Origin of the sequence: Streptomyces albicerus (assembly GCF_008905045.1) — a bacterium.
Lineage (GTDB): Bacteria > Actinomycetota > Actinomycetes > Streptomycetales > Streptomycetaceae > Streptomyces > Streptomyces albicerus.
Genome location: NZ_VWMY01000075.1, coordinates 1 through 13,501, shown reverse-complemented (window position 1 = coordinate 13,501; position 13,501 = coordinate 1). Strand labels below are relative to the sequence as shown.

Genomic DNA, 13,501 nt, shown 5'->3' with positions numbered 1-13,501 from the left:
GCCCGATCCCATGCTCAGGCTCGACGGGGCGACCGTGCGGTTCGGTGGGCGGGCCGTGCTCGACGCCGTCGGTCTCGATGTCACCGAGCACGAGATCGTGTGTGTGCTCGGGCCGAGCGGCAGTGGCAAGTCGACGCTGCTGCGGGCGGTCGCGGGGCTCCAACCCCTGGACGACGGGCGGGTGTTCCTGGACGGCCGGGACCTCGACGGTGTGCCCGCGCACAAACGGGGCGTCGGTCTGATGTTCCAGGACCACCAGCTGTTCCCGCAGCGCGACGTGGGCGGCAACGTGGCCTTCGGGTTGCGGATGCACGGGGATTCGAAGGCCCAACAGGCCGTACGCGTACAGGAGTTGCTGGAGCTCGTCGGGCTGCCCGGCTCCCACACGCGTGCCGTCGCCTCCCTCTCCGGAGGGGAACAGCAGCGCGTCGCACTCGCCCGCGCCCTCGCGCCCCGCCCCCGGCTGCTCATGCTCGACGAACCGCTCGGCCAGCTGGACCGCTCGCTGAGGGAACGACTGGTGGTCGAACTCCGGGAACTCTTCGGCGAGTTGGGCACCACCGTGCTCGCGGTCACCCACGACCAGGGCGAGGCCTTCGCGCTCGCGGACCGGGTCGTGGTGATGCGCGACGGGCGGATCGCCCAGTCCGGTACGCCACTTGAGGTGTGGCAGCGGCCGGCCGACGAGTTCGTGGCCCGCTTCCTCGGCTTCGAGAACGTGGTCGGGGCGACCGTCAGCGGGGAGGCCGCGGACACGCCGTGGGGCAAGGTGCCGGTGCCCTCGGACGCCCCGCAGGGCGAGGTCACGCTGCTCGTCAGGCCCGCGGGCGTACGGCTCGTACCGGCCGCGGAGGGGCTGCGCTGCACGGTGGCCGCGCGGACCTTCCGGGGCACCCATGTGGCCGTACATCTGCAGCCCGAGGACGCGCCGCGCCTCGAGGCGGCGTGCGCGCTGCGGGACGCGCCGGAGACCGGGGGCGAGGTCGGGGTGACCTTCGACGCAGCGGAAATTGTCGTGCTCGGGGGAGCCCGGGCCGCTTAAGGTGCGGCTCATGACGCTACTCGGACATGACCGCTACTGCGACGAAATCGTCGGCCAGACCGCGATGTTGAGGTCGCACCTCGCCGGAGCCGATCTCTCCGCGACCGTGCCGACCTGCCCGGACTGGACGCTGCGGCAGCTTGCCGTACATGTGGGCGAAGCGCACCGCTGGTCCGAGCACATCGTGCGGACGAGAGCGACGAAGAACGTGCCGGTCGAGCAGGTGGCCGACTTCGACGGGCCGGAGGACGACGACCCCGCCGCGCTCGACACCTGGCTCGCGGAGGGCGCCGAGAAGGCCGCCGAGGCCTTTCGCGCCGCCGGGGCCAAGGCCGCGGCCTGGTCCTGGGCCTGGGAGCACAGCGCCGGGTTCTGGGCGCGGCGTATGACGCAGGAGACGGTGATCCACCGGGCCGACGCGGCTATCGCCGCAGGCGTGACGTACGAGGTCGCGCCGGAGCTGGCGGCCGACGCGATCGACGAGTGGCTGCAGATCGTACGGTTCGCGCAGGAGAAGTACCCCGACGACGCCGCGCGGGAACTGCGCGGGGCGGGTCGCAGCATCCACCTCCACGCCACCGACGCCGAGCCGGGCCTGGACGCCGAATGGCTCATCGAGTTCGACGACAAGGGCATCGACTGGCGGCGCGGCCACGAGAAGGCGACCGTCGCGCTGCGCGGGCCGCTCACCGAGGTGCTGCTCGCCTTCTACCGCCGACTGCCGCTGGACGGCGGGCAGTTGGAGGTCCTGGGGGAGCGGGAGCTGCTGGACTTCTGGCTGGAGCGGGCCACCTTCGGCTGACCGCCTGGAGGCCTTCGGGAGCCGGACAGGACCGGGAGCTGGACAGGACCGGGAGCTGGACAGGACTGGGAGTCGGACAGGACCGGGAGTCGGACAGGACCCGGAGACAGCGGTGGCCCGCCCCTTCGTGAGGGGACGGGCCACAACTGGGCAGTACTCAGCGGGCGTTCGACGCGCCGCGGCGGCGCAGTGCGAACATCACGGCGCCGCCGGCCGCGACGAGCGCGACCGCTATCCCGGCGATCGCGCCGGTGTTGGAGCTCGAGCCGGTCTCGGCGAGGTTGGAGCCGCCACCAGCGGGAGACGGGGTGCCCTCCCCGGCCGGTGCGGGCGAGGTGCTCTCCGGTTCCGACGGCGTCGGGGTGTCCGCGGGCGTCGCGGGTGAGGAGGCCTCGTCCGAGGGGGACGGCGTCGGGGTTGCCGGAGGTGTCGACGTGTCCGAGGACTTGCACGCCTCGGACGGGGTGACCAGGTTCGGCTTGATGTCCTCGTCGACCTGGTTGCCGGCCTTGACGTGGATGCGGTACGTCGCCTCCGGCTTCCAGTTCTCTTCGAAGTCGATGGTCACGCCCTCGCGGCTGCCCTTGACCTTCTGGCTGCCGACGATCCTCTCGTCCGCGCCGTTCGACTCGAGGTAGACGGTGACCGTGGCAGGGACGCCCGTGGGGTCTTTGTCGGTGACGCTGATGACGCCCTTGGCGCCGTCGCACTTGGCGACGGCCGAGAACTCACTGATGTCGCAGGCGAGCGCGTTGCCAGCGAGGCCGAGCGTGAGCGCGGCCGAGGCGGAGGCAACGCCGAGAATGCGCACGGAACGTGCGGTACGGCGAGATATGGACACGATTGCCCTTCACGGGATGCACAACAAACGAGGGGGGGTGTGGGAGCGCCGCGAACAACAGCGGCCCCAGATGCCTCACAGGTTTATTGGGCTCCGTCTCCGGTTGTCAATCCGTCTGTCCGTCTTGACCGTTGGCTTTAGCCTTCGTTTGCCCGCGCAAGCCGGGTAAGCGCTTCCGGTGCCTCCTCGATCCGGTCCACCAGCGCGATCCGGGACTCCATCGGGCGCTCGCGGGCGAGGGCCTGGAGGAGCGGCCAGGCGGGGAGACGGTTCGTCCAGTGGGCGCGGTTCACGAGGACCATCGGGGTGGGCTCGCCACGGGACTCGTAGTAGTTGGGGGTCGCGTTGTCGAAGATCTCCTGGACCGTGCCTGCGGCGCCGGGCAGGAAGACGACGCCCGCGTTCGAGCGGGCCAGCAGACCGTCCTCGCGGGTCGCGTTGGCGAAGTACTTGGCGATGTGGGAGGCGAAGGCGTTCGGCGGCTCGTGGCCGTAGAACCAGGTGGGGATGCCGACGGAGGTGTTGCCCTTCGGCCAGCGGGTGCGCACCTCGAAGGCGGCGCGCACCCAGTCGGTGATCGACGGGGTGAACGACGGTGCCTTCGAGAGGAGTTCGCACGCCTCTTCCAGCATGGCGTCGCGGTACGGGGCCGCGTACGCGCCGAGGTTCGCCGCCTCCATCGCACCGGGGCCGCCGCCCGTCGCCACCGCGTACCCGGCGCGGGAGAGTGTGCGGCCGAGCCGTGCCGCGTCGCCGTACGCGTCCGTGCCGCGCGCGATGGCGTGGCCGCCCATCACGCCCACCACCCGTGCCCCGCGCAGGAGTTCGTCGAGGGCGTCGGAGATGGCGTCGTCGTGGACGGAGCGCAGCATGGACGCGTATATGTCGCCGTCTGCCTTGGTCCGCTGGAACCAGGCATACGCGAGGGCGTCCGGCGTCTCCTCGTACCCCTTCTCGAGCGACGCGAACAGCTCGTCGGGCCCGTAGAGGTGACCGCGGTACGGGTCGAAGGGCAGACCGGGGAGGGGCGGGAAGACAAGCGCGCCGTCGGCGCGGACCTTCGCCGCCGCGTTCTTCCGCATCGGGCAGCCGAGGAAGACGGCGCCCGCGGTGTCGGTGGCCAGCAACTCCCTCGTACGGTCCGTCAGATCGACGGCCTGGACGCGGAAGCCGGCGAGTGTCCTGCGGGCCGAGACGGTCGCGTCGAACTCCTCGAGCGTCTCGATCTCACGGTCGTCGTGGTGGGCCGCATGGGCGGGGCTCGTCTGCACCCGCCCATGTAAGCACGGCCGGTTCAGCCCTGGACCGCCGCCGGGTCCATCCACATGACCTCCCAGGTGTGGCCGTCCGGGTCGTCGAAGCCGCGGCCGTACATCTGGCCGTAGTCCTGGGTCTCGCCGCTCGCCGAACCGCCCGCCGCGATCGCCTTGTCGACCAGCTCGTCCACCTTCTCGCGGCTCTCGGCGCTCAGACACAGCAGCACCTCGCTGGTCTTCGTCGAGTCCGCGATCTCCTTCTTCGTGAAGTCCGCGTAGCGCTGCTTCGTCATGATCATCGCGACGATCGTGTCGCTGATCACGACGCTCGCGCAGTTCTCGTCGGAGAACTGCGGGTTGATCGCGTAGCCGAGCTCCGTGAAGAACTTCTTCGAGGTGTCGAGGTCGTTCACGGCCAGGTTCACGAAGATCATCTGCTGGTACATGTGGGGTCTCTCCCGTCGGGTGATGTGCTGTTCGGAGGGGTAGACCGGGAGGCTGCCGGAAAATCATCGGCGTCCGCGAGCTTTTTTCGCACGAGGTTTCACACGCGGGTTCAGTCGTCTCGCGTACGCGGGTCAGTGGGCCAGCGGCAGCGCCGCGAGCTCCGCGACCGCCCAGGTCAGCGGGCCGAAGAGGGCGAGCAGGGCGCCCGCGCGGAGTGCGGCGGCGCTGCGCAGCGTCGCGGCGGGCGCCCCGAGCTGCAGCAGGGCCGCCGTGGTGGCGGCGCGCGCGTTCCTGGCCTCCACCGCGGCGGTCAGCAGCGTCGCGACGGCGCACCCCGCCACGAGCAGCGCGCCCAGCGTGGTGAGCGGCCCGACGTCGGGGCGCGTGCCGGTGTAGAGCACGGCCATGGCGTACGCGCCCGACGCCACCGCGCACACCACGCCGAGCGGGCGTCCGATACGGGCCGCCTCCTCCATGAGCACCCGTCCGGCGAGCAGCCGCAGCGCGCCCGGCCGCACCGTCTGGAGCAGCCTGCCGCAGAGATGGGTGATCGCGGGCCCGGCCAGCGCCAGCCCGACCGCCGTGAGCGCCCAGCCGACGAGCACCCCGAGTGGCCCGCCCGAGAGGCCGCCGGGCAGCGCGGGACCTCCGGGCGCGGGGGCGGTACGGCCGGCGTACGTCTCCACGGCGAGGCCGGCCGCGAGGACGGCGGCGCCCCAGGGGAGGCCGCCGGGGGTGGGGAGGGGGGCCGGGGGGTGCTGGGGGTCGAGGGGGTGGCTGGGATGGCTCGGCTGATCGGGCTGATCGGGCTGACCGGGCTGACCGGTGTGGCCGGGGAAGCTCGGGAGCCCGGGGCTGTCGGCGACGGCAGGGTGAACGGGGTTGTCGCGGCGGTCGCGCCCTCCGACGCCGACGGGTGCGTCGAGCCGGTCATACGAGGGGGAGCCGGAAGCAGCGCGGGAGCTGGAGAGACCTGGGCCGTCGGAGAAGCCCTGCCCGTCGGAGCGGCCGTCGGCCCTTGCGTCGGCCCTGTCGCGGGCGCCGAGGCGGCCGGGCTCGTCGTGCGCGGCAGCGCTGCCGGAGGCCCCCGGGCTGCCGTACTCGCCGTACTCGCCGTACTCGCTGTGCCCGGTGTGTTCGGCAAGAGCGCTCGATGTGCTCGGCGTGCTCGGCGTGCTCTGCGCGCCGACAGCACCGCCCCGCCCGGAGCGTCCGGGCGCGTCCTGTCCGTCGCCGCCCCGGCCCCCGGTCCGGCCGTGTGCCCCGAAGCGTCCGTACGCGCCGAACCCCGTGCGCTCGCCGGAGCGCCCGTGCCCGTGCCCGTACGCGACGAAGCCGCCAAGTCGCCTCGGGCGCCCGCCTGTTGTGGAGCCACGGAGCGTTACGCCGCGCGGGCGCAGCACCACCGCACTGGCCACCGACGCGGTGATCGGTACGAGCGCCAGCAGCGTGAGCGCGGCCGGGAGGGGCAGCGGCTCGTTCGCCGCGAGGAGGTCGGCGGCGTCGCCGTCGAAGGGGAGGCCGGTCAGGTCGCCGCGCAGGTGCAGGAAGAAGAGCAGGGCGACCATCGAACCGAGCGTGCAGGACACGGCGGTCGAGATCGCCGCGAGGACCATCAGGCGGCCGGGGCCGAGACCGATCGCCGACAGTCCTTGCCGGGGACGGGTGGCCGGGTCGGTCCGGGCGACCGCGACCGCGAACTGCACGGTCGCGGCGAGCGGAACGAGACACCAGGCGAGCCGGAGCGCGGCCGCGGCGGACGCGTCCGGGTGCCCCATCGCGTACCCGAGGGTGCACAGGAGCAGGAAGCCCGTGCCCGCCGAAGCCGCCGCGACCAGGAGTCTGCGGAACTGGACGGCAGGGCGGGCGCTGCGGGCTAGGCGGAGAGCGAGCACGCGGCCCGGCCTTCCGTCTCGGCCACCGGCGGCAGATGGACGGTGTTCACCCGCCGCCCGTCGAGCAGCGACACCGTGCGGTCGGCGAGCGCCGCGGCGTCCGCGTCGTGCGTGGCCAGGACAACGGTGATGCCGTGCGAACGGGCCGCCGTGGTGAGCGTACGCAGCACGTGCGCGCGGTCGGCGCGGTGCAGCGGGGCGGTCGGCTCGTCGGCGAAGAGCACGGTCGGCGTCGGGGCCAGCGCGCGGGCGATGGCCACGCGCTGGCGCTCGGCCTGCAGCAGGGCGTACGGGCGTTTGCGGGCGCAGCCGCCGATGTCGAGGCGCTCCAGCCACTCCAGGGCGGTGGTCTTCGCCCGCCGGCGGCTGACGCCGCGCAGCATCAGGGGCAGGGCCGCGTTCTCCCAGGCGTTCAGCTCGGGGACGAGGACAGGCGTCGGGTCGATCCAGGTGAAGCGGTCGCGGCGCAGCCGTTCGCGGGTCAGCGGGCCCATGGTGTGCACGGGCGTGCTGTTGAACCAGACCTCGCCCTGTTGGGCCATGACCTGCCCCGACAGGCATTGGAGCAGGGTCGTCTTGCCGCTGCCGCGCGGGCCGCCGACGGCGAGGATCTCGCCCTCGCGCACGCCGAGCGAGACGCCGGTGAGCGCGGGCGAGCCGTTGTGCTTGACGTGCAGGGCGCGTGCCCACAGCACGTCGTTGTCCGGCGGAGCCACCATCGCGTACACCTCGGTTCAGATCTGATGTGCCGTGCCTAAGCGGAGAGGTCGCTCGGTCCCCCGTCCGGGGGAACGAAGGCAGGGCCGATCGGTCACTGGGCACGCTAGGGAGTCGGGGCCGGGAGGCCGGACAGCACGCGGCCCCGGGGCGCCCATTCTCACTCGAACGGGCGCCACCGGGGCCGGTGTTGATCATCCAGACGGAAGATCCATCCAGATGGAAGATCAGAGCTTCGCCCAGGCCTCCGTCAGCACCTGGCGGACGATCCCCTCGATCTCGTCGAAGGTCGACTGGTCGGAGATCAGCGGCGGGGACAGCTGGATCACCGGGTCACCGCGGTCGTCGGCGCGGCAGTAGAGGCCGTACTCGAAGAGCTTCTTGGAGACGAAGCCGTAGAGCACACGCTCCGACTCCTCGTCCGTGAAGGTCTCCTTGGTGGCCTTGTCCTTCACCAGCTCGATGCCGTAGAAGAAACCATTCCCCCGGACGTCGCCGACGATCGGCAGGTCGTGCAGCTTCTGGAGGGTGGTCAGGAACGCGCTCTCGTTGTCCAGCACGTGCTGGTTGAGGCCCTCGCGCTCGAACAGGTCGAGGTTGGCGATACCGACCGCGGCCGACACGGGGTGGCCGCCGAAGGTGTAGCCGTGCAGGAAGGTGTTGTCGCCCTTGTAGAACGGCTCGGCGAGGCGGTCCGAGACGATGCACGCACCGATCGGGGAGTAGCCCGAGGTCATGCCCTTGGCGCAGGTGATCATGTCCGGTACGTAGCCGAACTTGTCGCAGGCGAACATCGTGCCGAGCCGGCCGAAGGCGCAGATGACCTCGTCGGAGACCAGCAGGACGTCGTACTGGTCGCAGATCTCGCGTACGCGCTGGAAGTAGCCGGGCGGCGGCGGGAAGCAGCCGCCGGCGTTCTGCACCGGCTCCAGGAAGACCGCCGCGACCGTCTCCGGGCCCTCGAAGAGGATCTGCTGCTCGATCTGGTCGGCGGCCCAGCGGCCGAAGGCCTCCGGGTCGTCGCCGAAGAGCGGGGCACGGTAGATGTTGGTGTTCGGGACCTTGTGGGCGCCGGGGACCAGCGGCTCGAACGGGGCCTTCAGGGCGGGCAGGCCGGTGATGGACAGGGCGCCCTGCGGGGTGCCGTGGTAGGCGACCGCGCGCGAGATGACCTTGTACTTGGTCGGCTTGCCCACCAGCTTGAAGTACTGCTTGGCGAGCTTCCAGGCCGTCTCGACCGCCTCGCCGCCACCCGTGGTGAAGAAGACCTTGTTCAGGTCGCCCGGAGCGTAGTTCGCGAGGCGCTCGGCCAGCTCGACGGCCTTCGGGTGGGCGTAGGACCACACCGGGAAGAAGGCCAGCTCCTGCGCCTGCTTGAACGCCGTCTCGGCCAGCTCGGTGCGGCCGTGGCCCGCCTGGACCACGAACAGACCCGAGAGACCGTCGAGGTAGCGCTTGCCCTTGTCGTCGTAGATGTAGGTGCCCTCGCCCCGGACGATCGTGGGGACGGGCGCGTTCTCGTACGAGGACATGCGGGTGAAGTGCATCCACAGGTGGTCGTACGCGGTCCGGCTGAGGTCCTTCGGCTGGGTGCTCACGGCTATCGGGTTCCCCACATGTAGGTCTGCTTCTTGAGTTTCAGGTAGACGAAGCTCTCGGTGGAGCGCACGCCGGGCAGGGCCCTGATGCGTTTGTTGATGACGTCCAGCAGGTGGTCGTCGTCCTCGCAGACGATCTCGGCGAGGATGTCGAACGAGCCCGCGGTCATCACCACGTACTCGACTTCCGACATGTCCGTCAGCGCGTCCGCCACCGGGTCGAGGTCGCCCTCGACGTTGATGCCCACCATCGCCTGCCTGCGGAAGCCCACGGTGAGGGGGTCCGTGACGGCGACGATCTGCATCACGCCCTGGTCGAGCAGCTTCTGGACGCGCTGGCGCACGGCCGCCTCGGAGAGGCCGACGGCCTTGCCGATCGCGGCGTAGGGCCTGCGGCCGTCTTCCTGGAGCTGCTCGATGATGGCGAGGGAGACGCTGTCCAGCGGGGGAGTGTGGTTCCCCGACCGGGTCTCTCGGGAGCCCTTCGGCTCTGCGCTACGACTGGACACGTGCTCACTGTGCATGAGGCCTCAGCAGTTCCGCAAGGGTCGATTGATGAAATTCGTTGTTTACGCCGCCGCCATGTGCGGATTTCGCAGTTCTGGGCCATTCGGGGGTGTTGAAAACGTGGAGCGTCGGACTAGGGTGGATGTCTCAGCCATTGGACACCTGACAGGAGGGCCGGCAGTGAGCACCGAGCTGCGTCGTCTGCGCAACTACATCGACGGAGAGTTCCGCGATGCCGCCGATGGACGGACCACGGACGTGGTCAACCCCGCGACGGGCGAGGCCTATGCCACCGCGCCGCTGTCCGGCCAGGCCGACGTCGACGCCGCGATGGCGGCCGCGGCCGCGGCCTTCCCGGCCTGGCGCGACCAGACCCCCGCCGAGCGGCAGAAGGCCCTCCTCAAGATCGCCGACGCTTTCGAGGAGCGGGCCGAGGAGCTGATCGCGGCCGAGGTGGAGAACACGGGCAAGCCCACGGGCCTCACCCGGTCCGAGGAAATCCCGCCCATGGTCGACCAGATCCGCTTCTTCGCGGGCGCGGCGCGCATGCTGGAGGGCCGCGCGGCCGGCGAGTACATGGAGGGCCTGACCTCGATCGTCCGCCGTGAGCCGGTCGGCGTCTGCGCGCAGGTCGCGCCGTGGAACTACCCGATGATGATGGCCGTGTGGAAGTTCGCCCCGGCGCTCGCGGCCGGGAACACGGTCGTCCTCAAGCCGTCGGACACGACTCCCGCCTCCACGGTCCTGATCGCCGAAATCATCGGCTCGATCGTCCCCAAGGGCGTCTTCAACGTCATCTGCGGCGACCGCGACACCGGCCGGCTGATGGTCGAGCACCCGACGCCGGCGATGGCCTCCATCACCGGTTCCGTACGCGCGGGCATGTCCGTCGCCGAGTCCGCCGCGAAGGACGTCAAGCGGGTCCACCTGGAGCTGGGCGGCAAGGCACCTGTCGTCGTCTTCGAGGACACCGACATCGCCAAGGCCGTCGAGGACATCTCGGTGGCCGGCTACTTCAACGCCGGGCAGGACTGTACGGCCGCCACCCGCGTCCTCGTCCAGGAGTCGATCCACGACGAGTTCGTGGCCGCGCTCGCCAAGGCCGCCGCCGATACGAAGACCGGGCAGCCGGACGACGAGGACGTGCTGTACGGGCCGCTCAACAACCCGAACCAGCTCAAGCAGGTCACCGGCTTCATCGAGCGCCTGCCCGCCCACGCCAAGGTCGAGGCCGGCGGCCACCGGGTCGGCGAGAAGGGCTTCTTCTACGCCCCGACCGTCGTCTCCGGCGTCAAGCAGGACGACGAGATCATCCAGAACGAGGTCTTCGGCCCGGTCATCACCGTGCAGTCCTTCTCGGACGAGGCCCAGGCCGTCGAGTACGCGAACGGCGTCGAGTACGCCCTCGCCTCCTCCGTCTGGACGAAGGACCACGCGCGCGCGATGCGCATGTCCAAGGTCCTCGACTTCGGCTGCGTGTGGATCAACACGCACATCCCGCTGGTCGCGGAGATGCCGCACGGCGGCTTCAAGAAGTCGGGCTACGGCAAGGACCTGTCGTCGTACGGGTTCGACGACTACACGCGGATCAAGCATGTGATGACGTCCATCGAGGGCTGATCGCGTGCGGCCGACGGCGTGCTGCTGATGGCGTGCCGCCGACGATGTGCGGCGGTGTGCGGCTGACGGTGTGAACGGCGCGGTCCCGGACGGGAGTTGATCCGTCCGGGGCCGCGGTGCGTCAGCTGTTGTGGACGAGTCCGGAACTGCTCTGGACGAGTCCGGCGCTCCGCTCGTCGGAGCCTTCGCGCTGGCCGCAGTCCGGCGGCGAGGGGCGGTCCTTCCAGTTGGGCGGCTCGTCGGGCGGCACCGGAAGATCCACGCCGATGTCCTCCAGGACGTGACGGCAGGCCTGCGCGGCCTTCCGGTACTCCTTCGAGATCGGGGCGGGGTGCTTGCCCTTGCCCCCGTCCATCTTCACTTTCACGCCGCGGCCGTCCTTCGCCGTGTAGATGACGATGTCGGGGAAGTCCTCCAGACCGTTGTCGCGCATGCACTCCGCGTACTCGCGGGACGCGTCGTCCTGGCGTTCCCAGTCGGTCGAGTCGGTCGAGTCGTCCTTCGGGGGGTTCGTCGACGACTCGCCGCCCGAGGGCGAGTCCGCCGCGATGGACTGCCCCGCGTACACCCCGCCGAGCGTGAGGGCCGAGATCAGGGCGCAGGCCACGGTCAGCCGACGGTGCCGTTTCGTCGTACTTGGCATGAGGTTCCTCCTGGGTGTGCTTCGGATACGAGTCCTCAAGCCACCTCATCTCTCAGGCGGTTACGGCACGGGAACGGGCGCCCTTACCACCCTGTTACCGCCGGGCGGGCAGTCTGGCCGCAGGGTTCGCAGCAGCCGGAGACGCAGCCGGAGATGCCGATGCGCGTATTGGTGGTCGAGGACCACGAGGAGCTCGCCGAGACGGTCGCGGCGGGACTGCGCAGAGAGGGGATGGCCGTCGACACCGCGCTGGACGGCCATGCGGCGCTGGAGCGGGCCACGGTCAACGGCTACGACGTCGTCGTACTCGACCGTGATCTGCCCGGGCTGCACGGAGACCGGGTCTGCCGGGCCCTGGCCGAGGGGGGCAGCCGGGCGCGGGTACTGATGCTGACCGCGTCCGGCACGGTCGCCGACCGGGTCGCGGGGCTCGGGATGGGCGCCGACGACTATCTGCCGAAGCCGTTCGCGTTCACCGAACTGGTCGCGCGGATACGGGCGTTGGGGCGGCGTGCGCAGCCCGCGTTGCCGCCGGTTCTGGTCCACGGCGATCTGCGGCTCGACCCCGCTCGGCGGGTGGCGTCGCGCGATGGCCGCCAACTGCCGCTCAGCCCAAAGGAGTTCGCCGTTCTGGAGTTGCTGATGGGTGCTCGCGGTGCCGTCGTGTCCGCCGAGGAACTGTTGGAGCGGGCCTGGGACGAGGCGGCCGATCCGTTCACCCAGACCGTGAAGGTCACGGTCAGCCGGTTGCGGCGCAAGCTCGGGGAGCCGCCGTTGATCGAGACGGTGGCGCAGGCCGGATACCGGGTGTGACCATGCGCCTCGCGATGCGCGGACCGCGGAACATACGGCTGCGTGGGCCGCAGAACCTGCGGTTGCGTGGGCCGCAGAGCATCCGGTGGCGGCTGACCTTGTTGTACAGCGGGCTCTTCGTGGCGGCGGGAGCGGTGCTGCTGGCGCTCACGTACGCGCTCGTGGCCGATCGGGGCGACCAGATCGCGGTGAGCAGGCCCGATGTGCCTTCCGGGGATTTGGGGGCGGGGGCGCCCGCCGTCGAGGGATACGTACGCGAGCAGCTGGCCGTCCAGCGCAGCGACCAGTTGCATCAGCTCTTCGTCGAGTCGGGGGTCGCGCTCGGCGTCATGGCGGTTGCCTCGCTCGCGCTCGGGTGGCTGGTCGCCGGGCGGGTGCTCGCGCCGTTGCGCACGATGACCGCCACGGCTCGGCGGATCTCCGCGGACGATCTCCACCGGCGGCTCGCCGTGGCCGGGCCGGACGACGAACTCAAGGATCTCGCCGATACGTTCGACGATCTGCTCGCTCGGCTCGAGGGTGCCTTCGAGGCGCAGCGGCGGTTCGTCGCGAACGCGTCGCACGAGTTGCGTACGCCGCTCACCCTTCAGCAGGCCATCGTCGATGTCGCGCTCGCCGATCCCGACGCCGATGTCGCCGCTCTGCGGTCGGCCTGTCTGCGGGTGCGGGCCGCGGGGCAGGAGCAGGAGCGGTTGATCGAGGCGTTGTTGACGCTGGCGCGTAGTCAGCGGGGGGTGCGGGAGCGGGAGTGCGTGGATCTCGCCGCTCTCGTGCGTGAGCTGTTGCCCGACGGCGGGTCCGGGCCCCGGGTGTCCGCCGAGCTCATGCCCGCGCCGCTGCTCGGGGATCCTCAGCTGATCGGGCGGCTGGTGAGCAACCTCGCCGAGAATGCCGTGCGGCACAACTTGCCCGAGGGGGAGGGGGGTTGGGTCACCGTCTGGACCGGGGTCGTCGAGGGGCGGGCCTCCTTGCGGGTCGCGAACAGCGGGCCTGTGGTGCCGGGGGATCAGATCGGGGCCCTGTTCGAGCCCTTCCGGCGGTTGGGGGCCGAGCGGGTGCGGTCTCGGGAGGGGGCGGGGTTGGGTCTCTCGATCGTGGCCGCGATCGCCGCGGCGCATGGGGGAGTGGTGGAGGCTCGGGCCCGGGTGGAGGGCGGGCTGTGGGTGGAGGTGGTGTTTCCGCCCCCGCCGCCCCTACCCGTCCCATCCCTGGGGGCTGCGCCCCCGCTGAAAATCAGCCCCTCCGGCGTTTGAGGAGCGGGGGTTCGGGGGCTGGCCCCCGACGGGGTCTGGGGCGGAGCCCCAGAAGGATGGGACGGGT

General features: G+C 71.0%; 13 protein-coding genes. 5 read left to right on the top strand and 8 right to left on the bottom strand.

Features of this window, described 5'->3' with window-relative positions; all coding sequences use genetic code 11:
- Positions 1-10 precede the first annotated feature (10 nt).
- On the top strand, positions 11-1,042 hold the full coding sequence (locus GAS53_RS44765) for an ABC transporter ATP-binding protein (RefSeq protein WP_151483561.1): 1,032 nt from the start codon (positions 11-13) through the stop codon (positions 1,040-1,042).
- A 10-nt stretch (positions 1,043-1,052) separates the two neighbouring features.
- Positions 1,053-1,844, top strand: coding sequence for a maleylpyruvate isomerase family mycothiol-dependent enzyme (locus GAS53_RS44760; RefSeq protein WP_151483534.1), 792 nt, complete (start codon positions 1,053-1,055; stop codon positions 1,842-1,844).
- A gap of 157 nt (positions 1,845-2,001) precedes the next feature.
- On the opposite strand, the gene GAS53_RS44755 is transcribed toward GAS53_RS44760, so the two are convergent.
- The 7 genes from GAS53_RS44755 to GAS53_RS44720 all read right to left on the bottom strand — a co-directional run bounded on the left by GAS53_RS44755 (position 2,002) and on the right by GAS53_RS44720 (position 9,122).
- On the bottom strand, positions 2,002-2,655 hold the full coding sequence (locus tag GAS53_RS44755) for an LAETG motif-containing sortase-dependent surface protein (RefSeq protein ID WP_225859490.1): 654 nt from the start codon (positions 2,653-2,655) through the stop codon (positions 2,002-2,004).
- 167 nt (positions 2,656-2,822) lie between these two features.
- The gene (locus GAS53_RS44750; protein WP_151483532.1) at positions 2,823-3,956 is read right to left on the bottom strand and encodes an LOG family protein; all 1,134 of its coding nucleotides are present in this window, start codon (positions 3,954-3,956) and stop codon (positions 2,823-2,825) included.
- Between the two features lie 23 nt (positions 3,957-3,979).
- Positions 3,980-4,387 carry a VOC family protein gene (locus GAS53_RS44745; RefSeq protein ID WP_151483531.1) on the bottom strand — a complete coding sequence of 136 codons (408 nt, stop codon included), beginning with the start codon at positions 4,385-4,387 and terminating at the stop codon, positions 3,980-3,982.
- Between the two features lie 132 nt (positions 4,388-4,519).
- On the bottom strand, positions 4,520-6,283 hold the full coding sequence (locus GAS53_RS57150; protein ID WP_225859489.1) for a hypothetical protein: 1,764 nt from the start codon (positions 6,281-6,283) through the stop codon (positions 4,520-4,522).
- A complete protein-coding gene (locus tag GAS53_RS44730; protein WP_151483530.1) occupies positions 6,265-7,002 on the bottom strand; it encodes an ABC transporter ATP-binding protein in 738 nt (245 codons plus the stop codon). The genes GAS53_RS57150 and GAS53_RS44730 overlap by 19 nt, the downstream gene beginning before the upstream one ends.
- A 225-nt stretch (positions 7,003-7,227) precedes the next feature.
- The gene (locus GAS53_RS44725; RefSeq protein ID WP_151483529.1) at positions 7,228-8,616 is read right to left on the bottom strand and encodes an aspartate aminotransferase family protein; all 1,389 of its coding nucleotides are present in this window, start codon (positions 8,614-8,616) and stop codon (positions 7,228-7,230) included.
- Positions 8,601-9,122 carry an Lrp/AsnC family transcriptional regulator gene (locus GAS53_RS44720; protein WP_151483528.1) on the bottom strand — a complete coding sequence of 174 codons (522 nt, stop codon included), beginning with the start codon at positions 9,120-9,122 and terminating at the stop codon, positions 8,601-8,603. The genes GAS53_RS44725 and GAS53_RS44720 overlap by 16 nt, the downstream gene beginning before the upstream one ends.
- A 163-nt stretch (positions 9,123-9,285) precedes the next feature.
- On the opposite strand from GAS53_RS44720, the gene GAS53_RS44715 reads away from it, so the two are divergent.
- A complete protein-coding gene (locus tag GAS53_RS44715; RefSeq protein ID WP_151483527.1) occupies positions 9,286-10,725 on the top strand; it encodes a gamma-aminobutyraldehyde dehydrogenase in 1,440 nt (479 codons plus the stop codon).
- Positions 10,726-10,846: 121 nt separating this feature from the next.
- Here the strand turns inward: GAS53_RS44715 and GAS53_RS44710 are convergent, their stop codons facing one another.
- Positions 10,847-11,368: a hypothetical protein gene (locus tag GAS53_RS44710; protein WP_151483526.1), complete on the bottom strand. Its 522-nt coding sequence runs from the start codon at positions 11,366-11,368 to the stop codon at positions 10,847-10,849.
- 159 nt (positions 11,369-11,527) lie between these two features.
- Here GAS53_RS44710 and GAS53_RS44705 point away from each other — a divergent pair, with 159 nt between their 5' ends.
- Together GAS53_RS44705 and GAS53_RS44700 are read left to right on the top strand one after the other, a co-directional pair.
- Complete coding sequence (locus tag GAS53_RS44705) at positions 11,528-12,181, top strand: response regulator transcription factor (RefSeq protein WP_151483525.1); 654 nt, start codon at positions 11,528-11,530, stop codon at positions 12,179-12,181.
- A 2-nt stretch (positions 12,182-12,183) separates the two neighbouring features.
- Entirely contained in the window at positions 12,184-13,434 is a 1,251-nt protein-coding gene (locus GAS53_RS44700) for a sensor histidine kinase (protein ID WP_225859488.1), read from the top strand.
- The last annotated feature ends 67 nt before the right edge of the window (positions 13,435-13,501 follow it).

Bases quoted from the DNA above. Each gene is read 5' to 3' on its own strand.
- GAS53_RS44765 (WP_151483561.1), top strand. From the start codon at position 11: ATGCTCAGGCTCGACGGGGCGACCGTGCGGTTCGGTGGGCGGGCCGTG.
- GAS53_RS44730 (WP_151483530.1), bottom strand. From the start codon at position 7,002: ATGGTGGCTCCGCCGGACAACGACGTGCTGTGGGCACGCGCCCTGCAC.
- GAS53_RS44710 (WP_151483526.1), bottom strand. From the start codon at position 11,368: ATGCCAAGTACGACGAAACGGCACCGTCGGCTGACCGTGGCCTGCGCC.
- GAS53_RS44705 (WP_151483525.1), top strand. From the start codon at position 11,528: ATGCGCGTATTGGTGGTCGAGGACCACGAGGAGCTCGCCGAGACGGTC.
- GAS53_RS44720 (WP_151483528.1), bottom strand. From the start codon at position 9,122: ATGCACAGTGAGCACGTGTCCAGTCGTAGCGCAGAGCCGAAGGGCTCC.
- GAS53_RS44745 (WP_151483531.1), bottom strand. From the start codon at position 4,387: ATGTACCAGCAGATGATCTTCGTGAACCTGGCCGTGAACGACCTCGAC.
- GAS53_RS44760 (WP_151483534.1), top strand. From the start codon at position 1,053: ATGACGCTACTCGGACATGACCGCTACTGCGACGAAATCGTCGGCCAG.
- GAS53_RS44700 (WP_225859488.1), top strand. From the start codon at position 12,184: ATGCGCCTCGCGATGCGCGGACCGCGGAACATACGGCTGCGTGGGCCG.